Origin of the sequence: Bradyrhizobium sp. 160, from assembly GCF_023073735.1 — a bacterium.
GTDB lineage: Bacteria > Pseudomonadota > Alphaproteobacteria > Rhizobiales > Xanthobacteraceae > Bradyrhizobium.
Genome location: NZ_JADPKD010000062.1, coordinates 1 through 24,617, shown reverse-complemented (window position 1 = coordinate 24,617; position 24,617 = coordinate 1). Strand labels below are relative to the sequence as shown.

General features: G+C 64.7%; 20 protein-coding genes. 13 read left to right on the top strand and 7 right to left on the bottom strand.

Annotated features, from left to right (window positions below; all coding sequences use genetic code 11):
• Positions 1–5 precede the first annotated feature (5 nt).
• Genes IVA98_RS25350 through IVA98_RS25335 form a run of 4 tightly spaced genes read right to left on the bottom strand, consistent with a single transcriptional unit; the run spans position 6 to position 4,215 of the window.
• On the bottom strand, positions 6–1,079 hold the full coding sequence (locus tag IVA98_RS25350) for a malate/lactate/ureidoglycolate dehydrogenase (RefSeq protein WP_247302346.1): 1,074 nt from the start codon (positions 1,077–1,079) through the stop codon (positions 6–8).
• Positions 1,080–1,090: 11 nt separating this feature from the next.
• Positions 1,091–2,002, bottom strand: coding sequence for an NAD(P)-dependent oxidoreductase (locus IVA98_RS25345; RefSeq protein WP_247302345.1), 912 nt, complete (start codon positions 2,000–2,002; stop codon positions 1,091–1,093).
• 12 nt (positions 2,003–2,014) lie between these two features.
• On the bottom strand, positions 2,015–3,265 hold the full coding sequence (locus IVA98_RS25340; RefSeq protein WP_247302343.1) for a Zn-dependent hydrolase: 1,251 nt from the start codon (positions 3,263–3,265) through the stop codon (positions 2,015–2,017).
• A gap of 32 nt (positions 3,266–3,297) precedes the next feature.
• Positions 3,298–4,215 carry a LysR family transcriptional regulator gene (locus IVA98_RS25335; protein WP_247279797.1) on the bottom strand — a complete coding sequence of 306 codons (918 nt, stop codon included), beginning with the start codon at positions 4,213–4,215 and terminating at the stop codon, positions 3,298–3,300.
• Between the two features lie 120 nt (positions 4,216–4,335).
• Here IVA98_RS25335 and IVA98_RS25330 point away from each other — a divergent pair, with 120 nt between their 5' ends.
• The 6 genes from IVA98_RS25330 (at position 4,336) to IVA98_RS25305 (ending at position 9,931) form a co-directional block, all read left to right on the top strand.
• Positions 4,336–5,151: a putative hydro-lyase gene (locus IVA98_RS25330; protein WP_247302340.1), complete on the top strand. Its 816-nt coding sequence runs from the start codon at positions 4,336–4,338 to the stop codon at positions 5,149–5,151.
• An 89-nt stretch (positions 5,152–5,240) separates the two neighbouring features.
• Positions 5,241–6,485, top strand: coding sequence for an ABC transporter substrate-binding protein (locus tag IVA98_RS25325; RefSeq protein WP_247302338.1), 1,245 nt, complete (start codon positions 5,241–5,243; stop codon positions 6,483–6,485).
• 168 nt (positions 6,486–6,653) lie between these two features.
• Positions 6,654–7,532, top strand: coding sequence for a branched-chain amino acid ABC transporter permease (locus IVA98_RS25320; protein ID WP_346657735.1), 879 nt, complete (start codon positions 6,654–6,656; stop codon positions 7,530–7,532).
• Positions 7,532–8,515, top strand: a complete 984-nt coding sequence (locus IVA98_RS25315; RefSeq protein WP_247302337.1) for a branched-chain amino acid ABC transporter permease — start codon at positions 7,532–7,534, stop codon at positions 8,513–8,515. The genes IVA98_RS25320 and IVA98_RS25315 overlap by 1 nt, the downstream gene beginning before the upstream one ends.
• Positions 8,512–9,243, top strand: a complete 732-nt coding sequence (locus IVA98_RS25310; RefSeq protein ID WP_247302335.1) for an ABC transporter ATP-binding protein — start codon at positions 8,512–8,514, stop codon at positions 9,241–9,243. The genes IVA98_RS25315 and IVA98_RS25310 overlap by 4 nt, the downstream gene beginning before the upstream one ends.
• Positions 9,227–9,931 carry an ABC transporter ATP-binding protein gene (locus IVA98_RS25305; RefSeq protein ID WP_247302333.1) on the top strand — a complete coding sequence of 235 codons (705 nt, stop codon included), beginning with the start codon at positions 9,227–9,229 and terminating at the stop codon, positions 9,929–9,931. The genes IVA98_RS25310 and IVA98_RS25305 overlap by 17 nt, the downstream gene beginning before the upstream one ends.
• 180 nt (positions 9,932–10,111) lie before the next feature.
• Here IVA98_RS25305 and otnC read toward each other — a convergent pair whose 3' ends face one another.
• Positions 10,112–10,786, bottom strand: a complete 675-nt coding sequence (gene otnC / locus IVA98_RS25300; protein ID WP_247334111.1) for a 3-oxo-tetronate 4-phosphate decarboxylase — start codon at positions 10,784–10,786, stop codon at positions 10,112–10,114.
• A 104-nt stretch (positions 10,787–10,890) separates the two neighbouring features.
• Between otnC and ltnD the strand changes: the two genes are divergently transcribed.
• The 6 genes from ltnD to IVA98_RS25270 all read left to right on the top strand — a co-directional run bounded on the left by ltnD (position 10,891) and on the right by IVA98_RS25270 (position 20,269).
• Entirely contained in the window at positions 10,891–11,808 is a 918-nt protein-coding gene (gene ltnD, locus IVA98_RS25295) for an L-threonate dehydrogenase (protein WP_247302329.1), read from the top strand.
• Positions 11,809–11,824: 16 nt separating this feature from the next.
• Positions 11,825–12,607, top strand: a complete 783-nt coding sequence (gene otnI, locus IVA98_RS25290; protein ID WP_247302327.1) for a 2-oxo-tetronate isomerase — start codon at positions 11,825–11,827, stop codon at positions 12,605–12,607.
• Positions 12,604–13,878, top strand: a complete 1,275-nt coding sequence (gene otnK / locus IVA98_RS25285) for a 3-oxo-tetronate kinase (protein WP_247355728.1) — start codon at positions 12,604–12,606, stop codon at positions 13,876–13,878. Before otnI ends, otnK begins: the two co-directional genes overlap by 4 nt.
• A 167-nt stretch (positions 13,879–14,045) precedes the next feature.
• Complete coding sequence (locus IVA98_RS25280; RefSeq protein WP_247302323.1) at positions 14,046–15,737, top strand: methyl-accepting chemotaxis protein; 1,692 nt, start codon at positions 14,046–14,048, stop codon at positions 15,735–15,737.
• A 169-nt stretch (positions 15,738–15,906) separates the two neighbouring features.
• The gene (locus IVA98_RS25275) at positions 15,907–19,086 is read left to right on the top strand and encodes an efflux RND transporter permease subunit (RefSeq protein ID WP_247302322.1); all 3,180 of its coding nucleotides are present in this window, start codon (positions 15,907–15,909) and stop codon (positions 19,084–19,086) included.
• Positions 19,073–20,269, top strand: coding sequence for an efflux RND transporter periplasmic adaptor subunit (locus tag IVA98_RS25270; RefSeq protein ID WP_247302320.1), 1,197 nt, complete (start codon positions 19,073–19,075; stop codon positions 20,267–20,269). The genes IVA98_RS25275 and IVA98_RS25270 overlap by 14 nt, the downstream gene beginning before the upstream one ends.
• A gap of 147 nt (positions 20,270–20,416) precedes the next feature.
• Here the strand turns inward: IVA98_RS25270 and IVA98_RS25265 are convergent, their stop codons facing one another.
• Both IVA98_RS25265 and IVA98_RS25260 read right to left on the bottom strand, forming a co-directional pair.
• On the bottom strand, positions 20,417–21,925 hold the full coding sequence (locus tag IVA98_RS25265; protein WP_247334109.1) for an acetyl-CoA acetyltransferase: 1,509 nt from the start codon (positions 21,923–21,925) through the stop codon (positions 20,417–20,419).
• Between the two features lie 134 nt (positions 21,926–22,059).
• Positions 22,060–23,193 (bottom strand): nitronate monooxygenase, encoded by a 1,134-nt coding sequence (locus tag IVA98_RS25260; RefSeq protein WP_247302311.1) that lies wholly within the window; start codon positions 23,191–23,193, stop codon positions 22,060–22,062.
• 318 nt (positions 23,194–23,511) lie between these two features.
• Between IVA98_RS25260 and yghU the strand changes: the two genes are divergently transcribed.
• Positions 23,512–24,393, top strand: a complete 882-nt coding sequence (gene yghU / locus IVA98_RS25255) for a glutathione-dependent disulfide-bond oxidoreductase (RefSeq protein WP_247355727.1) — start codon at positions 23,512–23,514, stop codon at positions 24,391–24,393.
• Positions 24,394–24,617: the final 224 nt, after the last annotated feature.

Sequence of the window (24,617 nt, the reverse complement as noted above, 5' to 3'; positions counted from 1 at the left end):
TCTGCTTAGCCCACAATCTTCTCAATCGTCGCCTGATCAAGCCCGAACCGCTTTCCGGCGTCCAGAATCTCCTGCCAGGTATTCGGATCCACAGGAATGCCCTCGGCGAGCCGCTTCTTCTTGGTCTCGCGCTCGGGCTCGCCGGCGATCTTCACCTTGTCGACGCCGGGGGCGGGGGGCGAGCCGGTGTGCCAGGCAACGAAGCTCTCGACTTCGCGCGCGAGGTTCTCGCCGGTGCCGAGCTTGTTCGGATCGATGATGATCGAGAGCATGCCGTTGAGGACGCGGCGCTTGCTGTCGGCCGGTCCTTTGACGACCTGCCCGCCCGAAAGTGCGCCGCCGAGAATTTCGCACACCAACGCCAACCCAGAACCCTTATGCTCGCCGAACGGCAGGATGGCGCCGTGCGGGGCGATCACGGTGTAGCGCGGGTTCGTGGTTGGCCTGCCTTCGTTATCGATGATGGTGCCGGGCTCGAGCGCGACCCCCTTGTTGTAGGCGACGCGGGTCTTGCCCTGCGCGATCTTGCTGGTGGCGAAGTCGAGCACGATCGGCTCGTGGCCTTCGCGCGGGATGCCGACGCAGAACGGATTGGTGCCGTGGCGCGCATCGCTGCCACCCCAGGGCGCCACGATCGGGCGCGAGATCACGTTGACGAAGTGGATCGACACCAGCCCGTGCTCAATGCACTGCTCGGCCCAATGGCCGATGCGGCCGATATGGTGCGAGTTGGAGAGGCCGACGACGCACACGCCGTTGCGCTTGGCGCGCTCGGCGCCTAGCTCCATCGCCTCATGGCCCATCACCTGGCCGTAGCCGGTGAGGCCGTCGAGGGTCAGCAGGGGGCCCGTATCCATCACGATCTTGACATGCTGGTTGACCGCGAGGCCGCCCTCGGCGACCGCCTCGGCATAGCGCGGAATCATGCCGACGCCGTGCGAGTCGTGGCCTTTCAGGTTCGCCTCGACGAGGTTGGTGGAGACCAGTTCGGCTTCGCGATCGGTGGATCCGCCCGCCTTGGCGATGGCATGGATGACGCTGGTGAGCTTCTCTGCCTTGATGGTGCGGTAATCGGCCATGGTTGTTGCTGTTATCCCTTCACGATCCGGCGGCAGTGCTCCCACGCCGCGCCAATCAGGTTCTCGCTCGCCTCCGGCGTGCGGAAGGCGGAATGCGCCGACAGCGTCACATTCGGCAATTTTGTCAGCGGATGGTCGCCGGGCAGCGGCTCGACGTTGAAGACGTCGAGGCCGGCATGGCGGATGTGGCCCGATTTCAGCGCATCAATCATGGCGGCTTCGTCCACGATCGCGGCGCGAGCGGTGTTGATCAGGATGACACCGCGCTTCATCGCAAAGATCTTCTCGCGCGTGATCATGCCGCGCGTCTCGTCATTGAGCAGCAGGTGCAGCGACACGACGTCGCTCCTTGCCAGCACGGTATCGAGATCGGTGAATTCCACGCCAGGATGGCTCTTCGGCGAGCGGTTCCAGGCGATCACCTTCATGCCGCTACCGGACGCAATGCGCGCAACTTCTGCGGCGATGCCGCCGAAGCCGATCAGCCCGAGCGTCTTGCCGGTGAGCTGCATACCGTCCTCGCGCAGCCAGTTGCCGCCGCGCATCTCGCGATCCATCATCGCGATGACGCGGGCCGAGGCCCACATCAGCGCGATCGCGGATTCCGCCACCGCCGTGTCGCCGTAGCCCTTGATCAGATGCACGGAGATGCCGAGCTCGGCCAGTTCCTCCGGGTTCATGTAGCTGCGCGCGCCGGTGCCCAGGAACACGACGTGCTTGAGGCCGGTGCACTTCCTCGCAACCCCGGTCGGCAGTGCGGTGTGGTCGACGATGGCGATCTCGGCGCCGTCGAGGATCTCCGGATATTGCTCCGGCTTGATATCGGGATTCCTGTGGATCCGCACTTTGGGATCGCCGGGCTTCTCCAGCCGCTCCATGATCACGGCCAGCGTTTCATTGGCGTCGACGAAAACTCCGCGCATGGTTCTCTCCGGTCAGGACGCGACGCCGGCGATCGCCAGCACGGTGTGCATGAGCACGTTGGTCCCCGCGGCACAGTCCGCTTGCGTGGCATCCTCCAGCTCGTTATGGCTGATGCCGTCCTTGCAGGGCACGAACACCATCGCCGCCGGCATGACGGTGTTGAGGTTGCAGGCGTCGTGGCCCGCCCCGGAGGTGATGCGGCGAGAGGAATAGCCGAGCGTCTTCGCCGCGTTCTCGACCGCTGCAATCAGCTTGGGATCGAAATGCGTCGGCGGCTTGCGCCAGACCAGGTCGATCTTGACCTCGACCTTGCGGCGCGCAGCGATCTCGGCAATCGCGGCGCGCAAATCGCGATCGAGCGCGTCCATGATGGCACCATCCGCGCTGCGGCAATCCATGGTGAAGGCGATCTCGCCGGGAATGACGTTGCGGGACGGATTTGCGATCACGGCCTCGCCGATGGTGCCGACCGCGTTCGGCCCATGCTTTTTCGCGATCGCTTCCATCGCCAGCACGATCTCCGACAATGTCGCCAGCGCGTCGCGCCGCAGCGGCATCGGTGTCGAGCCTGCATGGCTCTCGAAGCCGGAAATCTTGCCGTCGTACCACAGCACGCCCTGGCCGGAATCGACCACGCCGATGGTCTTGCCTTCGGCCTCCAGGATCGGGCCCTGCTCGATGTGCAATTCGACAAAGCAGCCGAGCTTCTGGAAACCGACCGGCTTGTCGCCGCGATAACCGATGCCGTCGAGCGCCTGCCTGACGGTCATGCCTTCAGCGTCCTTGCGCGCCAAAATGTCATCGGTGGTGAAATCGCCGACATAGGCGGCAGACGCCATCATCGCCGGTGCGAAGCGCGAGCCTTCCTCGTTGGTCCAGTTGACGATGCAGATCGGCGCTTCCGTCTCGATGCCGGCATCGTTCAGCGTGCGGATCACTTCCAGTGCGCCGAGCGTACCCAGAATGCCATCATACTTGCCGCCGGTCGGCTGGGTGTCGAGATGCGAGCCGATGCCGACGGGCGGCTTTGTCATGTCGCGCCCCTTGCGCAGGCCGAACATCGAGCCGAGCGCATCGACATGCACCTCCAGGCCCGCGTCTTCGCAGGCCTTGCGGAACCAGTCGCGGACCTGCTTGTCCTCGGAGCTGAGCGTCAGCCGCCGCACGCCACCCTTGGCCGTCGCGCCGAACTGCGCGGTCTCGTGGATGGAGCCCCAGAGGCGGGCGGGATCGATCTGCAGGTTGGTGGCGGCTCGGCTCATGCGGTCAGTCTCTCAATTGTCCGGCGTCTTTTTCAATGACGCGCCAGCGCGGGCGCGTCAACCGCGAGGCTGCTCTGCGCAATTTGCCGCGCCAGCTCCGCGACGCGCTCGATAGCCACGACGTCGGGCGAGGCGAGCCAACTCGCGGTGAAGGTCAGCGGCGCGATCGCGAGATCGGTGTCGAGCAGTTGCAGCCTCCCGTCGGCGAGCTCGTTCTCGACGATGGCGTCGGGGATCACGGCGATGCCGAGCCCTTCGACCGCCATGTGGATGACGGTGGCCAGCGAGGCGGAGGCATGCAGTCGGATCGGCGGCAGCTCGGGCCGGTCGAACACCTCGCGCACGACCTCGTAAGGCTTGGTCTTGCGCGGGAAGGTGATGATCGGAAATCGCGCGAGCTCCGCCGGCGTCACCGGGCCCTTGCCGAGGCCGAGCGAGGGGCTGGCGAGGAAACCGATCGGATAATCGGCGAGCACGCGGTTGTGCACGCCGGAAGCGGACAGCGGTCCCACCACGAACGCAAGCTCGATCTCCTGCGCGAGCAGGCGGGCGGTGAGGTTCGGCGTGATGTCGACCTCGATCTCCAGCGACAGGTTCGGATAGACCTCGTTCATGCTCTTCACCAGGCGCGGCAGCCAAGTGTGCACGATGGTCTCGGCGACGCCGAGTCGCATCACGCCGCGCATCGCCGAGCGGTCGCCGATCTCCGCCATCATCGCGGCGCGCAGCCCGATCAGCTTCTCCGCATAGACCATCATCTGCCGGCCGCTCGGGGTCGGCGAGGCCACGCGATGGTCGCGGTTGAGCAGCTTTACGCCCATCTCGCGCTCGAGCTGGGCGATGCGCTGGGAGATCGCCGGCTGGGTTGTGTTGAGCCGTTGCGCGGCGCCCCGAAAGCTGCCGAGCTTCACAACCCAGAGAAATGTCTCGATCGACCTGAAGTCCAGCATTGGAAGGATCTTCCTAATCGATAAAAAAAATTTATCGAGTTTGATTAGAAACGACGATTAGACTTTATAGCACGCTTGGTGTTGGCTTGTCTTTGTCGAGTTTATAGGCAGGTCGATCCCATGACTGTTTTGGTGGCAGCGCAGCAAACTGAAACGCCCGACACGCTCCCGAGCCGCAAGGCGCGGCTTGCCTATCGCGAAGGGCAGGTCGCCTCCACCGCCGGCGTTGCGCCCGGCTTCGTCCAGGGCAATCTGGCGATCCTGCCGGCGGAATATGCCAGCGCCTTTCACCGCTTCTGCCAGCTCAATCCGAAGCCGTGCCCGATCATCGGCATGTCCGACGTCGGCAGCCCGCACATCCCCTCGCTCGGCGTCGATCTCGACATCCGCACCGACGTGCCGCGCTATCGCGTCTGGCGTGACGGCGAGGTCGTCGACGAGCCGACCGACGTGAAGAGCTACTGGCGCGACGATCTCGTGACCTTCGTGCTTGGCTGCTCCTTCTCGTTCGAAGAGGCGCTGCTCGAGGAGGGCATGCCGATCCGTCACATCGAACAGAACGTGCGCGTGCCGATGTACCGCACCAACATCGCTTGCGGCGAGGCCGGACCGTTCGCCGGTCCGATGGTGGTGTCGATGCGCCCGTTCAAGCCGGCGGATGCGATCCGCGCGGTGCAGATCACCTCGCGCTATCCCGCCGTGCACGGTGCGCCGGTGCATCTCGGCCATCCGCATCTGATCGGCATCAAGGACATTGCCAAGCCCGATTACGGTGATCCCGTGCCGGTCGCCGATGACGAGATCCCGGTGTTCTGGGCTTGCGGCGTCACGCCGCAATCGGTGATCAACGCAGCAAAGCTGCCGTTCGCGATCACGCATTCGCCCGGCCTGATGCTGGTGACGGATCTCAAGAACAGGACCATGGCCGTGATTTAGTAGGCAGCGTTTGCTGCTTGTTCGGGCTTTACCGCATCCATCAATCACTTCATTCGATCAGTCGAGATTCAGTAACAGGGGACTTTGCCATGACGATCTCTCGCCGCGACGTGTTGTTGGGAGCTACCGCTACGGCCGCGCTGGTGCCGCTGGCAGCGCGCGCACAGACCTCGGAAGTCGTGATCGGCGTGATCTATCCGTTCTCCGGCGGCAGCGCGCAGCAGGGCGTCGATGCCCAGAAGGCCTATGAGACCGCGCTCGAAGTCATCAACAAGGACACCGATTTCGACCTGCCCCTGGCGAAAGGTGAAGGCCTGCCGGGGCTCGGCGGCGCCAAGGTCCGCCTCGTGTTCGCCGACCACCAGGCCGATCCGCAGAAGGGGCGTGCCGAGGCCGAGCGCCTGATCACGCAGGAAAAAGTCGCCGCCATCATCGGCACCTATCAGAGCGCGGTCGCCGTCACTGTCAGCCAGATCTGCGAGCGCTACCAGATCCCGTTCGTCTCCGCCGACAATTCCTCGCCGAGCCTGCATCGCCGCGGCCTGAAATACTATTTCCGTGCCGCGCCGCATGACGAGATGTACTCGGCCGCAATGTTCGACTTCTTCGATGCCATGAAGAAGAAGGGCACCAAGATCGAGACGCTGTCGCTGTTCCACGAGGACACCATCTTCGGCACGGACTCCGGCAACGCTCAGGCCAAGATCGCCGGCGAGCGCGGCTACAAGATCGTCACCGACATCAAATACCGTGCCAACTCGCCCTCGCTCTCGGCCGAGGTGCAGCAGCTCAAGTCTGCCAACGCCGACGTGCTGATGCCGTCGAGCTACACCACCGATGGCATCCTCCTGGTCAAGACCATGGCCGAGCTCGGTTACAAGCCGAACGCGATCGTGGCGCAGGATGCCGGCTTCTCGGAGAAGGCGCTCTATGATGCCGTCGGCGACAAGCTCGAAGGCGTGATCTCGCGCGGCACCTTCTCGCTCGACCTCGCGCAGAAGCGCCCGATGGTCGGCAAGATCAACGACATGTTCAAGGCGAAGTCGGGCAAGGACTTCAACGACCTCACCTCGCGCCAGTTCATGGGCCTGATCATCCTCGCCGACGCCATCAGCCGCGCCAAGTCGACCGACGGCGAGAAGATTCGCGATGCGCTGGCGGCGACCGACATCCCGGGCGAGCAGACCATCATGCCCTGGAAGCGCGTCAAGTTCGACGAGATGGGCCAGAACAACGACGCCGACCCGGTGCTGCTGCAATATGTTGGCGGCAAGTTCGTCACCATCTTCCCGCCGCAGGCCGCGATCGCCGAGGCGATCTGGCCGATGAAGTAAGACGCTGCTGGAGCAGGATAGAAGATCGAGGTCGTCGTGAATGCCTCGTCATTGCGAGGAGCGTAGCGACGAAAGCAATCCAGACTGCCTCGGCGGTGAGATTCTGGATTGCTTCGCTTCGCTCGCAATGACGGAGCAAACTATGACGTTTCGAACGGGGGATCAGAGGTGACAGCCCAAGCCATTATCCAAAGTCTCGCGAGCGGCCTGCTCATGGGCCTGCTCTACGGACTGATCGCGGTCGGCCTCGCGCTAATCTTCGGCCTGATGGACGTCACGAACTTCGCCCATGGCGAGTTCCTGATGATCGCGATGTACCTGTCCTTCTTTCTGTTCGCGTTCTTCGCGATCGACCCCTTGCTGTCTGCGCCGCTGGTCGCCGCGGCGCTCTTTATCTTAGGGGCGGTAGTCTACTTACTCATTGTACGCTTCGCCATGCGCGCCAAGGCCAATGCCGGCATGGTGCAGATCTTCTCGACCTTCGGCCTGGCCATCGTCATGCGCGGCCTCGCGCAGTACTTCTTCACGCCGGACTATCGCAGCATCCCCCAGTCCTGGCTCGGCGGTAAAACCATCTCGGTTGCCGGCATTTTCCTGCCGGAGCCGCAGCTGGTTGGGGCGCTGGTCTCGATTCTCGCTTTCGCCGGTCTCTATCTCTTCATCCACCGCACCGACTTCGGCCGCGCGCTGGAAGCCACGCGTGAAGATCCCGGTGCGGTCGCACTTGTCGGCATCGACAAGAACCGCGTGTTCGCGTTCGGTTGGGGGCTCGGCGCCGCGCTGGTCGGCCTTGCGGGTGCGATCATGGCGAGCTTCTTCTACATCTATCCCGACGTTGGCGCGTCCTTCGCCCTGATCGCCTACGTCACGGTGGCGCTCGGCGGCTTCGGCAGCGTGTTCGGCGCCTTCGCCGGCGGCATCATCGTCGGTCTGGTCGAAGCGGTGACCGCGCTGGTGCTGCCGCCGTCGCTGAAATCGGTCGGTATCTACGCGGTCTATCTGCTGGTCGTCTTCGTCCGGCCGCGCGGCCTGTTCGGATCGATATGATGGACAAGGATTTTGCAGCGCGGCGCCGCCGCGACCTCGTCATCGCCGCGGTGCTCGCCGTGGTTGCCGCGCTGACGCCATTGTTCGTGAAGGACGTCGTCGTCCAGAACATCCTGATCCTGACGCTGATGTATGCGGGACTGTCACAAAGCTGGAACATCCTGTCCGGCTATTGCGGGCAGATTTCGCTTGGGCACGCGCTGTATTTCGGCCTGGGTGCCTATACCACCGAGCTGCTGTTCATGAAGTTCGGCGTGCTGCCCTGGTTCGGCATGCTGGCGGGCGGCGTGGTGTCGGCGCTGATCGCGATGGGACTCGGTTATCCCTTCTTCCGCCTGCGCGGCCATTACTTCGTGATCGCCACCATCGTCATCGCTGAGATCGGGTTGCTTCTGTTCCATAACTGGGAATGGGCCGGCGCCGCGATGGGCATCACCATTCCAATCCGCGGCGACAGCTGGCTGAAATTCCAATTCCTGCGCACGAAGCTGCCGTACTTCTACTTCGCGCTGGCGCTGTGCTGCCTCGCCTGGTTCGTCACTTGGTGGCTGGAAGATTCCAAATGGGGCTATTGGTGGCGTGCGGTAAAGGACAATCCGGAGGCGGCCGAGAGCCTCGGCGTCGTCGTGTTCAATTCCAAGATGGGCGCGGCCGCCGTCTCCGCCTTCCTGGTCGCGGTGGGTGGCAGCTTCTACGCCCAGTTCGTCTCCTACATCGATCCCGAAAGCGTCATGGGCTTCCAGTTTTCGTTGCTCATGGCCTTGCCCGCCGTGCTCGGCGGCATCGGCACCCTGTGGGGGCCGGTGCTCGGCGCCGCCATCCTGATCCCGCTGACTGAGCTGACGCGCTTCAAGTTCGGCGGCTCGGGACGCGGTGTCGACCTCATTGTTTACGGCACGCTGATCGTCCTGATCTCGTTGGCCTTGCCGCGAGGGCTGTTGAGCCTGTTTTCGCGCCCGAACAAGACGGGAGCCACGCGATGACCGCGCTGCTTGAAACACGCGGCGTCTGGCAGAGGTTCGGCGGGCTCGTCGCCAACAGCGATGTCTCGATCTCGGTCGGCCGCGGCGAGATCGTCGGCCTGATCGGCCCGAACGGCGCCGGCAAGTCGACATTGTTCAATCTCATCGCGGGGGTGCTGCCGCCGACGCAAGGCTCGATCTGGTTCGACGGCGAGGATGTTACCCGCATGCCGGCGGCCGAGCGCTGCCAGCGCGGCATCGGGCGCACCTTCCAGGTGGTCAAGAGCTTTGAGACCATGACGGTCATCGACAACGTCATCGTCGGCGCCTTGGTTCGCAACACCCTGATGCGTGAGGCGCGCCGCAAGGCGCATGAGGTGCTCGAATTCACCGGCCTTGCCGCGCGCGCCGATGTGCTCGCAAGCGACCTCGTGCCGGCCGAAAAGCGCCGCCTCGAAGTCGCGCGTGCGCTGGCAACCGAGCCAAAGCTGCTGCTGCTCGACGAAGTCCTCACCGGCCTCACGCCGACGGAGGCGCAGACTGGCGTCGGCTTGGTGCGCAAGGTGCGCGATGCCGGCATCACCGTGCTGATGGTCGAGCACGTCATGGAGATCGTGATGCCTTTGGTCGACCGCGCCATCGTGCTCGACCTCGGCAAGGTGCTGGTCGAGGGCAAGCCTGCTGAGGTCGTCCGCGATCCCAAGGTGATCAGCGCATATCTGGGAGATCGTCATGCTGTCGGTGCGTGAAGTCACGACCGCCTACCAGGGCCTGGTCGCGATCTCCGCGGTCTCGATCGAGGTTCAGAAGGGCGAGATCGTCTGCGTTGCCGGCGCCAACGGCGCGGGCAAGTCGACGCTGCTCAAGTCCATCGCCGGCGCCGAGCGGCCGCGTTCGGGCACGGTGACATTCGACGGCAAGCGTCTCGATGGCATGGCGCAGCATCACATCACGGCCACCGGCATTGCCTATGTGCCCGAGAACCGCCGCCTGTTCCCTCGCCTGTCGGTGCGCGACAATCTGCGCCTCGGCAGCTATCTCTATCGCGGCGAGGCGAACCGTGAGGAGCCGCTCGATCTCGTCTTCCAGCTTTTCCCGCGTCTGTCCGAACGCCTGGAGCAGCGCGCCGAGACGCTCTCCGGTGGCGAACAGCAGATGCTCGCGATCGGCCGCGCGCTGATGACGCGTCCGCGGCTGTTGATGCTGGACGAGCCTTCGCAGGGTATCATGCCAAAGCTGGTGGACGAGATCTTTCAGGCCGTGAAGCGCATCCGCGACGCCGGCATGACCGTGCTGATCGTCGAGCAGCGCATGGCCGAGTGCCTCGAGATCGCCGATCGCGCCTACATCCTGCAAACCGGCCGCGTGCTGATGCAGGGCGCGGCCGCGGAGATCAAGGGCAATCCCGACGTGAGGAAGGCGTATCTGGGGTTGTAGGCACGAAGTGTGGAGCAAGCTGCCCCCGCACACGCGGTGTCATCGCCCGACTTGATCGGGCGATCCAGCATTCCAGAGACGCCAGCGAGAGACGGATAAGCCGCGGCGTACTGGATTCCCCGCTTTCGCGGGGAATGACAGTGGGCGAGGCGACGCTCGTCCATTCCTAACCGCAAATCGCTAGTCCCCATGCCCATGCTCCGGCAGCGTCACCCCGAACACCTTCGCCAGATCCTGCACCTGCTCCGGCGACAAATACCGTGGGTTCATCCCGCGCAGCAGCAGGTACAGCTTTGCCGTTTCCTCCAGCTCTTCCGTCGCGAACACCGCGGCTTCCAGCGTGTCGCCGGCGACGACTGGGCCGTGATTGGCGAGCAGCACCGATGAATATTTCCCCGCCAGCCCTTTGATCGCATCCGCGACGGCAGGATCGCCAGGGCGATAATACGGCACGAGCGCGGTGGCGCCGCATTTCATCAGATAGTAGGCCGTCATCGGCGGCAGCGCGGCGCGCGGGTCGATCTCGGGCAGCATCGAGAGCGCAACCGAATGGGTCGAGTGCAGGTGCACGATCGCGCGCGCGCTCCCGCGCGTGTCATAGAGCGCCGTGTGCAGCGGAACTTCCTTGGTCGGCGCATCGCCTGAAACCAGCCGTCCCCGGCTATCCAGCCGCGACAGCTTTGCCGGATCGAGGAAACCAAGCGAGGCGTTGGTCGGCGTCACCAGCCAGCCGCCGCCGTCCAGCCTGACGCTGATATTGCCGGAGGAGCCCGGCGTCAGCCCGCGCTCGAACAGCGACCGCCCGAAGCGGCAGATATCCTCGCGCAGCCGTGTCTCATTGCTCATGGCCGTCATGCCTGCTTGTCTCACGCTTTGGCAGCGCGGCCAAGCCGTGTTATCGGTTCGCCGAGCCGCCGCAAAGGGCGGCGGTCCGGGAAACGTTCGCAAGGGTCAGTTGCATGTCCGCCTCCACGTCACAAAATCAGCGCATCGTCGTGATCGGGCTCGGCTCGATGGGCTTTGGCATGGCGACCTCGCTGAAACGCGCCGGCCATGCCGTCACCGGCTGCGACGTCTCGGACGATGCCGTCGCGCGCTTCGTAAAGGACGGTGGCGCGGGTGCCAAGACGCCGGCTGACGCTGCCAAGGACGCCGACATCGTCGTCAGCGTCGTGGTCAACGCTGCCCAGACCGAAACGATCCTGTTCGGCAAGGACGGCGCCGCCGAGACCATGCCGAAGGGCAGCGTCTTCATATCCTCGGCGACCATGGATCCGGATGTCGCGCGGCGTCTTGCCAAGCAGTTTGAGGCGACCGGCCGGCATTATCTGGATGCGCCGATCTCCGGTGGGGCGCAGCGCGCCGCGCAAGGCGAGCTGACCATCCTCGCGTCCGGTAGCTCCGCCGCTTTTGCTAAGGCGCGGCCAGCTCTCGATGCCATGGCCGCAAAGGTCTATGAGCTCGGGGACGCCGCAGGGCAGGGCGCCGCGTTCAAGATGATCAACCAGCTCCTCGCTGGTGTGCACATCGCCGCCGCCAGCGAAGCGATGGCGTTCGCGGCCAAGCAGGGCCTCGACATTCGCAAAGTCTATGAGGTGATCACGGCCTCCGCGGGCAATTCCTGGATGTTCGAGAACCGGATGCCGCACGTGCTCGATGGCGACTACACGCCGCGCAGCGCGGTCGAGATCTTCGTCAAAGACCTTGGCATCATCCAGGACATGGCGCGCAGCGCCAGATTCCCGGTGCCGGTCTCCGCCGCCGCGCTCCAGATGTTTCTGATGACGTCAGCCGCCGGCATGGGCCGTGACGATGACGCTTCGGTGGCGCGGATGTATGCGCAGGTCACCGGCGTCAAGCTGCCCGGCGACAAGTAGAGCTGAGAGGATTCCGATGCCCCGTTTTGCCGCCAATCTCTCGATGATGTTCACCGAGGTGCCGTTCCTCGACCGGTTCGATGCCGCCGCGCAAGCGGGCTTCACCGCAGTCGAGTTCCTGTTTCCCTATGAGCATCCCGCCGAGGCGGTCGGCGAACGGCTCAAGCGCAACGGCCTGACCCAGGCGCTGTTCAACCTGCCGCCGGGCGACTGGAACGCCGGTGAGAAGGGCTTTGCCGCGCTGCCATCACGCTTCTCCGATCTCAAGGCAAGCCTGGAGACGGCACTGCCCTATGCGAAGGCGACCGGGGTCAAGTGCCTGCACCTGATGGCCGGCATCGCCAACCGCGGCGAGCGCGTGGCGATCGAGGCCTTCTACAAGTCGGTGGCCTGGGCCGCGGAGTTCTTCGCGCCGCACGGCATCGACGTCGTGATCGAGCCGATCAATGCGCGCAACGTGCCCGGCTACTTCCTCAACGATTTCGGCTTCGCGCGCGACCTGATCCAGGAGTTGAGGCTGCCGAACCTCAAACTCCAGTTCGACATCTATCACTGCCAGATCATCCATGGCGACGTCACGATGCGGCTGCGCGAGATGATGCCGATCATCGGCCACATCCAGATCGCCAGCATTCCCTCGCGCAACGAGCCTGACGGCGAGGAGCTCAACTATCCGTTCCTGTTCGATGAGCTCGACCGGCTCGGCTATACCGGCTTCGTCGGCTGCGAATACAATCCGCGCGGCAAGACAACGGATGGGCTCGCCTGGTTCAAGCCTTACGCAGGAGTGAAGCCGTGATACTTGCGTTGGGCTGCATCGCCGACGACTACACCGGCGCCTCCGACCTTGCCAATACGCTGACGCGTGCGGGCCTGCGTACTGTGCAGACCATCGGCGTGCCCGCGAACGATCTCGCGCTGCCCGAGGTCGACGCCGTCGTGGTGTCACTGAAGAGCCGTTCGATCGACGCCAGCCTTGCCGTGTCGCGCTCACGCGCGGCGGAGACATGGCTGCGCGGCCGCGGCGCGGGCCACGTGCTGTTCAAGATCTGCTCGACCTTCGATTCCACCGATGCCGGCAATATCGGGCCGGTGATGGACGCCTTGCGCGCCGATTGCGGCGAAAGCGCCGTGCTGGTGACGCCGGCCTTTCCGGAAACAGGACGCACCGTCTACCAGGGCAACCTCTTCGTCGGCGCCGTGCCGCTGAACGAGAGCCCGCTGAAGGACCATCCGCTCAACCCGATGCACGATTCCAACCTGGTGCGCGTCTTGGCGCGCCAAAGCAAGACGCAAATCGGGCTCGTCGATCTCGCCACGGTCTCGCGCGGTACAGACGCCGTGCGGGCGCGCCTGGCCGAGCTCGCGGGCAAAGGCATCGGCGCCGCGATCATCGACGCCGTGTTCGACCGCGACCTCGAGACGATCGGCCTCGTCGCCGCCGAACATCGGCTCTCGGTCGGCGCCTCCGGCATCGGCCTTGGCCTCGCTCGTGCGCTGGTGTCGACAGGCAAGGTCAACTCGACGGCGGCAGGCGGTACGGGCGCTGCGGTTGGCGGGCCGGCGGCCTGCCTTGCCGGAAGCTGCTCGCAGGCAACACTTCAGCAGATCGCCAATGCCGAGCGTGTCATGCCGGTGTTACATCTTCATCCCGAGCAGATCGTCGCAGGGGCCGGCGAAGCGCAGCGGGCGCTGGCCTGGGCGAGACCGCGCCTGGCGGATGGCCCTGTCCTGATCGCCTCGAGCGCGACACCGGAAGCCGTTGCCGCCGTTCAGGCGCATCACGGCCGCGATGCGGCCGGGCATGCCATCGAGCAGGCCATGGCCAACATTGCCGAAGGCCTGATGCAGGCGGGTGTTCGGCGCTTGATCGTCGCGGGTGGCGAGACGTCAGGTGCCGTGGTCGACCGGTTGAGGATTCCCGGGTTTCTCGTAGGAGTGGAAATTGCGGCGGGTGTCCCGGTGTTGCGCGCTGTCGGCGCAGAGACAGGCGAGATGCTGCTTGCCCTAAAGTCCGGCAATTTCGGTGGCCCGGAGTTTTTCACGGACGCGCTTAGACTCATGCGCTGAGCGCAGAGCATTGTTAGCTGCCTGTTCATTTCTTTCGGCTTTCCGTACTCGTACGGAGTCGTAGTTAACTTCTGCGCAGGTGCTCTGGTGTCGGATGTCGGTGCTGCTCCTTTTGTTTGATTCGTAGTTCCCGGACGCGCACCGGCCAGCACAAAGAGACCCAGTTCATGTTCGCCACTATTTCCATCCGCGCCAAGATCATCAGTGTCGTGGCATTCTTGCTGGTCGCAATGACCGGCATGGGTCTGCTCGCCGTCATGAAGATGCGGTCGATGAATGCCAACACCGTCGACATCACCACGAACTGGATGCCCAGCGTGCGCGTGCTGGGCGAACTGCGCGCCGGTGTGATCACCTATCGCAACGTGATCCGCGAGCACATGCTGTCCGAAACCCTGGAAGAGAAGCTGGCGGCGGAAAAAACGCTTGGGACGGTGGTCGAGGCGAATACCAAGCTTCGGCAGTCGTATGAAGCCATGATCACGTCGATCGAGGAACGGGCACTCTACAGCGAGTGGTCCAAGCTGTGGGAAGACTACAAAAAGGGCACACAGGAGGTGATGGCCCTGTCGCGCAAGGAGGCCGGCAAGATTCCGCACGAAGCGCACGAGTTGAACAGCAAGACGGTCAACAAGATCGGGCTGCAGGCCGACGAGGTTTTGAGGCGGGACATCGAGCTCAACACCAAGGGCGCGGATCAGGCCGCACGAGACGCTGACGACAGTTATGATCATGCCGTCATGCTGGTCTCACTCATTCTCAGTGCGGCGGTCGTCATTGGCATCGGCGTCAGTTTCTATCTTGTTCGTGACGTCTCCCGGGGCATCAGCTCCATCACCGAACCCATGCAGGCGCTGGGCAAGGGTGACCTCACTGCCAAAGTCCCCCATCGCGGCGAGAAGACCGAGATCGGCGCCATGGCCGATGTGCTCCAGGTCTTCAAGGAGGCGCTGATCGCCAAGAGGGCGGCCGACGAAGCCGCCGCGGTCGACGCCGAAGCCAAGATCGAGCGCGGCCGCCGCGTCGACAGCATCACCCGCGAATTCGAAACGATGATCGGCGAGATCGTCCAGACCGTGTCGTCGGCCTCGACCCAGCTCGAAGCCTCCGCCTCGACGCTGACCTCGACCGCCGACCGCTCGCAGCGGCTGGCGACCACAGTTGCCGGAGCTTCGGAGGAAGCCTCGACCAACGTGCAGTCGGTGGCCTCGGCGACCGAGGAGATGGCCTCGTCAGTCGGTGAGATCAGCCGCCAGGTGCAGGAATCGGCGCGGATGGCGGGCGACGCCGTCGGCCAGGCGCGCGCGACCACCGAGCGCGTCAGTGAACTGTCCAAAGCGGCGTCCCGCATCGGCGACGTCGTCGAGCTCATCAACACCATCGCCGGCCAGACCAATCTCTTGGCGCTGAACGCCACCATCGAGGCCGCGCGCGCCGGCGAAGCCGGCCGCGGCTTTGCGGTGGTCGCCTCCGAGGTGAAGGCGCTGGCCGAGCAGACCGCGAAGGCGACCGGCGAGATCGGCCAGCAGATTTCCGGCATCCAGGCGGCGACCAACGATTCGGTCGGCGCCATCAAGGAGATCTCCTCGACCATCGAGCGCCTGTCGGAGATCTCGTCGGCGATCGCGGCCGCCGTGGAAGAGCAGGGCGCGGCAACCCAGGAGATCGCGCGCAACGTGCAGCAGGCAGCGCAGGGCACCCAGCAGGTCTCCGCCAACATCACCGACGTGCAGCGCGGCGCGACCGAGACCGGCACGGCCTCCTCGCAGGTGCTGTCGGCGGCGCAGATGCTGTCGAACGATTCGAACCGGCTGAAGAACGAAGTCGGCAAGTTCCTGTCCAACGTGCGCGCCGCGTGAGGCACGCGGCCGCATGGCTGCGATGTAGATTTCGCAGTGCGGTAGCAGGGAAGTGAATGCGCGAGGGCCGCCGGAGGTTAGCGTTTCCGGCGGCGCTCGGGTAAAGGGAGATGGGGGTCGCCCGGGGGCGGATTTCCACATTCTCGCTTGACCTGGAATTGCCTGGCGCATGATTGCTCTGGTCCGTATTGCCCTGAGCCGGCCCTATACTTTCGTCGTGCTCGCGCTGCTGCTGCTGATCATCGGGCCGCTGGCGGCGCTGCGGACACCGACTGATATCTTCCCGGACATTCGCATTCCCGTGATCGGCGTGGTCTGGCAGTACACCGGCCTGCCGCCCGACCAGATGTCCGGCCGCATTACGACGCCATTCCAGCGCGCGCTGACGACGACGGTCAACGATATCGAGCACATCACTGCCAATTCCTATAACGGTTTCGGCATCATCAAGATCTTCTTCCAGCCGAGCGTCGATATCCGCACCGCGAACGCGCAAGTCACCGCCATCTCGCAGACGCTGCTCAAGCAGATGCCGCCGGGCGCGACGCCGCCCTTGATCCTGAACTACTCCGCTTCCACCGTTCCGATCATCCAGGTGGCGCTGTCGGGTGAAGGCCTCACCGAGCAGAACCTCGCCGATATCGGCATCAATCAGCTTCGCACGCCGCTGGTCACTGTGCCCGGGGCGGCGATCCCGTACCCGTTCGGCGGCAAGCAGCGCCAGGTTCAGATCGACCTCGATCCGACCGCGCTCCAGGCCCGCGGCCTCTCGGGCCAGGACGTTGCCAACGCGCTCGCCGCCCAGAACCTCATCACGCCGGTCGGCACCCAGAAGATCGGCCAGTTCGAATACAACATCCAGCTCAACAACTCGCCGCTCCGGATCGACGAGCTCGGCAATCTGCCGATCAGGACCGTCAACGGCGCGATGGTCTACGTCCGCGACGTCGCGAGCGTGCGCGACGGCAATCCGCCGCAGACCAACATCGTCCATGTCGACGGCAACCGCTCGGTGCTAATGATGGTGCTGAAGGCGGGCGCGACCTCGACACTCGATATCATCGCCGGCATCAAACAGAAGGTCATCGAGGTCAAGGACCAGCTGCCCGACGCACTGAAGATCGGCTTCATCGGTGATCAATCGGTGTTCGTCCGCGGCGCGATCCAGGGCGTTGCCTTCGAAGGCGTGATCGCGGCGCTGCTCACCAGCGTCATGATCCTGTTGTTCCTCGGCAGCTGGCGCTCGACCATCATCATCGCGGTCTCCATCCCGCTGTCGGTGCTGGGCGCCATCATCATGCTGTCGGCGATCGGCGAGACGCTGAACATCATGACACTCGGCGGCCTTGCGCTCGCCGTTGGCATTCTCGTCGACGACGCCACGGTCACGATCGAGAACATCAACTACCATCTGGAGCAGGGCAAGCCGGTCGAACAGTCGATCCTCGACGGTGCCAACCAGATCGTGACGCCGGCCTTTGTGTCGCTGCTCTGCATCTGCATCGTGTTCGTGCCGATGTTCTTCCTCACCGGCGTCGCGCGCTTCCTGTTCGTGCCGATGGCCGAAGCCGTGATGTTCGCGATGATCTGGTCGTTCATCCTGTCGCGCACGCTGGTGCCGACCATGGCGAACTACCTGCTGCAGGCGCATGTCCATCACGAGGGCGGGCCGCCGAAGTCGCGCAATCCCTTCGTCTGGTTCCAGCGCGCCTTCGAGGCGCGGTTCGAGCGCATTCGCGGCTTCTATCGTGGTTTGCTCGGCCTCGCGCTGGCGCACCGTGCGGTCTTCGTGATCGGCTTCCTCTGCGTGGTCGGCGCGTCCTTTGCCCTGGTGCCGTTCCTCGGGCGCAACTTCTTCCCCGCGGTCGATGCCGGCAACATCCTAATGCATGTCCGCACCCAGGTCGGCACCCGCGTCGAGGAGACCGCCAACCAGCTCGCCGACGTGCAGAAGGCGGTCCGCAAGCTGATCCCGGGCGAGATCGAGACCATGACCGACAACATCGGCATGCCGATCTCCGGCATCAACATGACCTACAACAACACCGGCGTGATCGGCCCGCAGGACGGCGACATCCAGATCAAGCTGAAAGAAGGCCACAAGCCGACCGAAGAGCATGTACGCGTGCTGCGTGAGCAGCTGCCGCGATTGTTCCCCGGCGTCAGCTTCGCGTTCCCGCCCGCCGACATCGTCAGCCAGATCCTGAACTTTGGCGCGCCGGCGCCGATCGACCTCCAGATCCGCGGCGCCGATGTCAGCGCCAATTTCGCTTACGCCAATAACCTGCTGGCCAAGGTCCGCAAGATTCCCGGCGTTGCCGATGCGCGCATCCAGCAATCGCCGAACAATCCGACATTCAACATCGATGTTGATCGCACCCGCGCGCAATATGTCGGTCTGACCGAACGGGACGTCACCAACAGCCTCGTCGTCAATCTCGCCGGCTCCTCGCAGGTCGCGCCGACCTACTACCTCAACCCCGACAACGGCGTGTCGTACTCGATCGTGATGCAGACGCCGCAATACCAGATCGACTCGCTCAGCGCGCTCCAGACGCTGCCGATCACCGCGACCGGCAATGCGCAATCGCCGATCCTCGGCGGCATCGCCGATATTAAGCGCTCGACCTCGAGCGCGGTGGTCTCGCAATACGACATTCAGTCGATGGTGCAGATCTTCGCGACCACGTCCGGCCGCGATCTCGGGGCGGTCGCGGCCGACATCCGTCAGCTGATCGCGGACACCGCAAAGGAGGTGCCGAAGGGCTCGTCCGTGGTGCTGCTCGGTCAGGTGCAGACCATGAACAGCGCCTTTACTGGTCTGCTGTTCGGCCTGCTTGGCGCCGTCGTGCTGATTTATTTCCTGATCGTCGTGAACTTCCAGTCCTGGTCCGATCCCTTCGTGATCATCACGGCGCTGCCGGCCGCGCTTGCCGGCATCGTCTGGATGCTGTTCATGACGGAGACCACGCTGTCGGTGCCGGCGCTCACCGGTGCCATCATGTGCATGGGCGTTGCCACCGCCAACAGCGTGCTCGTGATCTCCTTCGCGCGTGAACGCTACCAGGAGCTCGGCGATCCCGTCGCCGCTGCGCTGGAAGCCGGTTTCGTCCGATTCCGCCCCGTCCTGATGACCGCGCTCGCCATGATCATCGGCATGGCGCCGATGGCCTTGGGCCTCGGCGAGGGCGGTGAGCAGAATGCGCCGCTCGGCCGCGCCGTGATCGGCGGCCTGATCTTTGCAACCTTCGCCACGCTGATGTTTGTTCCCGTGGTGTTCAGCATGGTACACAAGAAACAAGGCGCCAAAGCCGCCGCCCCATTGGAGACTGCGCATGTCGCCCACTGAAACCCGCTCCCCGGTGTCGCACCGGAAATTGGGCATCTTCGGCGTGGTGGCGCTGATTGCGGCAGGCCTCGTGGTGGGCACGGGCATCCGTGCCCGCGAGGAGCAGGGCTCCAAGTTGAAGGAATGGACCCATGATCAGGCCATTCCGAGCGTTGCGGTGACCCAGCCCAACGCCAAGGCCCTCAACGCCACCATCGATCTGCCGGGCCGGCTGGAGGCCTACTACCGTGCGCCGATCTTCGCGCGCGTGTCGGGTTACCTGAAGAGCTGGAGCGCCGATATCGGCGCCCGCGTCAAGGCAGGGCAGGTGATTGCCGAGATCGAGGCGCCAGACCTCGATCAGCAGCTGTTGCAGGCCCGCGCCGACCTCGCCAGCCAGCAGGCCAGCGCCAGGCTGTCCGAAGCGACGCTGAACCGCCGCAAGACGCTGGTCGCCTCGAACTTCGTCTCTGCACAGGAGATCGACGAGCGCACTGCAGATCTCTCCAACAAGAACGCTGCCGTGCATTCGGGCCAGGCCAACGTCGAGCGGCTGGAAGCGCTGGCCGGCTACAAGAAGATCACCGCGCCGTTCGACGGCGTCGTCACCGCCCGAGACACCGACGTCGGCGCACTGATCAATGCCGGCGGCGGGGCGGGTCCGGCGATGTTCGTGGTTTCCGACATCACCAAGCTGCGTGTTTACGTCAACGTGCCCCAGAATTATGTGCCGGCGATCAAGATCGGCGCCAAGGCCATCATCACGCTCCCGGAATATCCGAATCGGTCGTTCCAGGCGACCGTGGAAGCCTCCTCCCAGTCCGTCGACGTCGCCTCGGGCACCACGCGGATGCAACTCGGGCTCGACAATTCCAGCGGCGAGCTGATGCCCGGCGGTTATGCCAGCGTGAAGCTCAGCTTGCAGCGCGACTCCGCGCCGCTCAGCATCCCCGCCAGTGCGCTGATCTTCAACAGCAACGGCCTGCGCGTTGCGACGGTCAGCCCGGACGACAAGGTACAGTTCAAGACCGTGACCATCGCGCGCGACCTCGGCCGCGAGATCGAACTTGCTTCGGGCATTACAGCGGACGACCGCGTCATCACGGCACCGCCGGACGGCTTGTCGGATGGGGATGCAGTGCGCGTGGTTGGCGCCAAGGCCAAGCCGGCGACCGCGTCGGAGAAGCAGGCACCGAAGAGCTAGGGCGCCTCGTGCCCCGGACGCAGCGCAGCATGAAGTCATGCGCTGCTGAGCCGGGGCTCGTCTCCCCTCAAAGCACCGTGTTTCTTGCCGGGGGCCCCGGCTCTGCGGAGCGGCCTTGCATGCCGCACCCTGTCCGGGACACGAGAGCTACGTCACCCGCCACTGCGGCACGCCGTCGGTCGCCGTCGTGACATCGCCGACTGATCCCACCGGCGTGCGATCCATGTTGAGCAGATGCGCCAGCGTCGCCGTGTCGCTCGCTGGAATCCGCGCCAACGTGCGGCGATCGTCTGCCGTCCGCAGCATCACCACGCCATGCTCGACCTCGCCGCCGCGGCCGTAGAGCACGGTAAAGCTCTCGACCTTGCCCTTGCCAGTTGCCTCCGCGACGAATTCCGGCACGGCCCGCTTGTTGCGGTCGGCTTCCGCCTGCACGCTCGTCTCCTGCATCAACGCCGCGCGCGGCGGCGTCTTCGACACCACCAGCGCGTGGTGCTTGGTGACGAAGCCGCCCTGGCCGTAGAGCAGACCGAGCTTGGCGCCGTCGCGCACGCGCCGCACCATCGCGCAGGCCGCGTGCGTCATGTAGGTATTGAGCGGGGCGCCGAAGAACGTGAGGCCGCCGGTCACGGTCGGCTGCACGTCAGCATCCAGGCCAAGCGTCCGCCGCGCCATCTTCGGGACGCACGGGAAGCAGCTGTAGAGCTCGATGGCGTCGAACTTCTTGCCGTCGCCGCCGGCGAGATCCATCACGGCCTTCAAGACCGCGTTCTGCGGATGGCTCTCGTAGAACTGGTCGCGCAGGAGATAATCGCGCGGCTCCTCCGCCGAGGCGCCGCCGAGCGGATAGACCAGCTTGTCCTCGGTAATGCCCGCCGCACGCGCCTTGGCAAGGCTCGTGAGCAGCAGCGCGCCGCCCATGTTGACGCTGGGATTGGCGACCATGAGCTTATTGTAAGGCCATGCGATCAGGCGGTTGTCCGCGGTCGGGGTCGTGATTTCGTCAGGCGCATAGCGCCGCTTCAGCCAGGCATTGGGATTTTGCGCCGCGGCTTCGGAGTAGCGCGACCACAGCGTGCCGGATTCAGCCATCGCCTCGCGCGGCGTCTGGCCCCAATACGCGGACGAAGCCGCCTCATAGAACGGATAGACGGTGACCGGGCGGAACACGCCGAGCTTCACTGCCAGCGGTTTCTGGAACGCTGCCCCGCGCTTGGGCTCCTCGACATCGTGTGCGAATGGCGTCCATGGCAGCTTTGTCCCGGCGCGCTCAGCCTTGGTCGCGGTCGATTGCGCCTCGGCGCCGCAGATGGCCGCCACGGTGCATTCGCCCCGCGCGATGCGCTTTGCAGCCTCGTGAATATAGCGGATCGGGCTCTCGCCGCCGACTGGGCCGTAGTAACAATGCGAAGGCGAGATGCCGAGCCGCTGTGCCAGCAGCGCTTCTGGATCGCGATAGCGCCAGCTCAGAAAGTTCACGACGTCAAGCGACTGCACCTCGCCCAGCAGCTTTGCACCGGCGTCTGCTTCCGCGCGCCGCAGCGCCTGTTCGAGCAGATCGAGCGGCTCGAGGCCGTCAGTGATCTCCTTGGGACGGTCGACAATCTCGCCGACGCCGACGATGACGGGGATGCGGTCTGGGGAAACAGTCGTCATTGTTCTTGCTTCTTCACTCTCTGAGATCTCCGACCTCATCCTGAGGAGCCTGCGAAGCAGGCGTCTCGAAGGATAGGCCACGGGCTCTCATGGTTCGAGACGGCGCTTGCGCGCCTCCTCACCATGAGGGTCCATCACTCCGCCACCAGCGCATTCATGTGCTCGACGGCCTCCGCAAACTCTTCCTTGAACTCCTGCACCACGGCGCCGGCCGACTTCACGCTGTCGATCAGCCCGACGCCCTGGCCGACGAAATAGCTGACGAGATCACGCGCCTTGGCATTGCCGCTCGCCGCCGCGCGATCGATGGAGTTGAAGGCGTCGCGACTGATGATGCTCTGGAGCGGCATCGGCAGCGCGCCCGGACTCTCCGGCGCGCGGTCCCAGGCATCGGTCCAGACCGAGCGGAGCTGTCGCGCGGGCTTGCCGGTACGGCCCTTCGAGCGCACCGCGTCGCGTGAGGAGGCCGCGATCATCTTCTCGCGAAAAATCTCCGTGGTTTCGGCCTCGACGGTCGCAAGCCACACCGATCCGGTCCAGGCGCCGGCCGCGCCCATCGCCATGCAGGCCGCCATCTGCCGGCCCGTCATGATGCCGCCGGCGGCCAGCACCGGCACCTCGCGGATCGGCTTGATCGCCTTAATCACCTCCGGCACCAGCACCATGGTCGAGACGTCGCCGCAATGGCCGCCGGCTTCCGTGCCCTGCACCACGAGAATGTCGACACCGGCTGCGACCTGGCGCAGCGCGTGCTCCTTGGCGCCGACAAGCGCAGCAACGGGCACGCCGTGGGTCTTGCCCATCTCGATCATGGCCTTCGGCGGCACGCCGAGTGCATTGGCGATGAGCCGGATCGGATGGCGGAACGAAATTTCGAGCAGCTCCAGCGCCGTTTTGGCGTCGAACGGCTGCGGCTGGTTGGCGGCGACCTCGGTCGTCGTCAGCTCGATGTCGTACTTCTTCAGGAGATCGCGCGCGTAGTTGCGGTGCTCTTGCGGCACGCGGGTTTCCAGGCTCTTCCAGGTGACGTTCTTCTCGCCCGCGGTGGAGATGTTTTCGGGGATCAGCACGTCGATGCCGTAGGGCTTGCCATCGACGTGATCGTCGATCCATGCCAGTTCGCGTTCGAGCGTATCAGGCGTATGCGCGGTGGCACCTAACACGCCAAAGCCGCCGGCGCGGCTGACGGCCGCAACGACGTCGCGGCAATGGCTGAAGGCGAGCAGCGGGAACTCGATCCCCAGCATGTCGCAGATCGGCGATTTCATGGCTCTCTCCCGGCAGTCTTCGCGTTCTCGTTGCTGTCGCGGCGAAGCAAAGCGACGCTAGCGGATCGTCGCTGGCGATGCCATGCCGGATTCGACGGCGCATCTTGCGTGGACACGCCGCGCGATGCTCCACCCCCAGGCTAACTCCTGGTGCTTGGAAGGCTTCGTGATGGAGTCCGAAGCGCCGGAGCTGGCGGCAGACAGGCGAGCGCATGACGCGAGCCTGAGGCCCGCGCCGGGCGCAGATCGGGCAGCCCTTGTCATCCGCCATTTGCGGGCTAATTAATGCAGGCGCATCTTTCCGCCGGAGCCTCTCGCATGACCGATACCCCTGCCTACGTGCCGCCCAAAGTCTGGACCTGGAACAAGGAAAATGGCGGCCAGTTCGCCAACATCAACCGCCCGATCGCCGGCCCCACCCACGACAAGGAGCTACCGGTCGGCCGCCATCCGCTCCAGCTCTATTCGCTGGCGACGCCGAACGGGGTGAAGGTGACGGTGATGCTGGAAGAGTTGCTGGCGCTCGGCCATAAGGGCGCCGAATACGACGCTTGGTTGATCAGGATCGGCAACGGTGACCAGTTCGGCAGCGGTTTTGTCGAGATCAATCCGAACTCCAAGATCCCGGCGCTGATGGACCGCTCCGGGCCCGAGCCGATCCGGGTGTTCGAGTCCGGCTCGATCCTGTTCTACCTCGCCGAGAAGTTCGGCGCCTTCCTGCCGAAGGACGTCAAGACGCGCACTGAGGCGATGTCCTGGCTGTTCTGGCAGATGGGCAGCGCGCCCTATCTCGGCGGTGGCTTCGGCCATTTCTACGCCTACGCGCCGACCAAGATCGAATACGCCATCGATCGCTTCGCGATGGAGACCAAGCGCCAGCTCGACGTGCTCGACCGGCGGCTCGCCGACAACGAATATCTCGCGGGCAGCGAGTACACCATCGCCGATATGGCGGTGTGGCCCTGGTACGGCGCCCTCGCCAAGGGCTTGGTCTATGGCGCCGGCGAATTCCTCTCGGTGCAGGATTACAAGAACGTGCAGCGCTGGACCGACCAGATCGCCAGGCGCCCGGCCGTGAGGCGCGGCCGCATGGTCAATCGCGTCTCCGGCGATCTCGCCAGCCAGCTCCACGAGCGGCACGACGCGAGCGATTTCGAGACCAAGACTCAGGACAAGGTTGAGGCGGCGAAGACTGCGTAACGTCGTTCGCCGATATGGTAGTTCGCCGATATTGTAGCAACCATTAAGTGACGGCAGTTTTTTGCTCCGCCCGGATCGTCTGCGCCTGCCATGATGACGCCGTGCTCGCGTCCGTCAAGGCGTGACCTGGCAACAGACCACGTGAGGTTCGAGCGAGCGACGGCCATCCTTGACGGACGCTGCGCGCGACGTCATGAGGGGCCGTAGGTCGGGACGAAGAAGCG